Annotated in this window: 1 protein-coding gene; it reads left to right on the forward strand. The window is 51.0% G+C overall.

Features of this window, described 5'->3' with window-relative positions:
- Positions 1-99: 99 nt before the first annotated feature.
- A complete protein-coding gene (locus ACTHUM_RS18075; protein WP_107768661.1) occupies positions 100-564 on the forward strand; it encodes a four-helix bundle copper-binding protein in 465 nt (154 codons plus the stop codon).
- Positions 565-567 lie beyond the last annotated feature (3 nt).

The following is a 567-nucleotide window of genomic DNA, read 5'->3' on the forward strand; positions in this document are numbered from 1 at the left end:
CCTTTATTGTTTATAAACAAATAATATGTTAACCTATTGTTATCGAATAGATTTAATTATTCGTAATATCATTTCACCAAGCAAAAAGGACTCTATCTTATGAACCGTCGTCAATTTATCGGCAGCGCCGCTGCTGTTTCCCTCACCGCCGCCGCTTCTTTCGCCCGTGCTCACGACCATGCCGGCCATGCACACCATGCCGGTCATGCCGGTCACGCGCATTCTGCACCGCGCGCCTACGAAGCTGCGCGCAACGCGGCCGCACATTGCGTTGAAGCCGGTCAAATCTGTTTGGCACACTGCATTGCCCTGTTGAGCACAGGCGATACTTCCATGAAAGACTGCGCAACCGGCGTTAACCAAATGTTGGCACTGTGCGGCACCTTGCAAAACCTCGCCGCCCAAAATTCACGCCTGACCCCATCTTTGGCAAAAGTGTGCATCGAAGCCTGCAAACAATGTGCTACCGCCTGCAAAGAACACGCCGGCCACCACGCTGAATGCAAAGCCTGCTACGAATCTTGCTTGGCTTGCATTAAAGAATGCGAAAAAATTGCCGCTTAAGCA

It is taken from the genome of Neisseria sp. P0021.S006, from assembly GCF_051956895.1.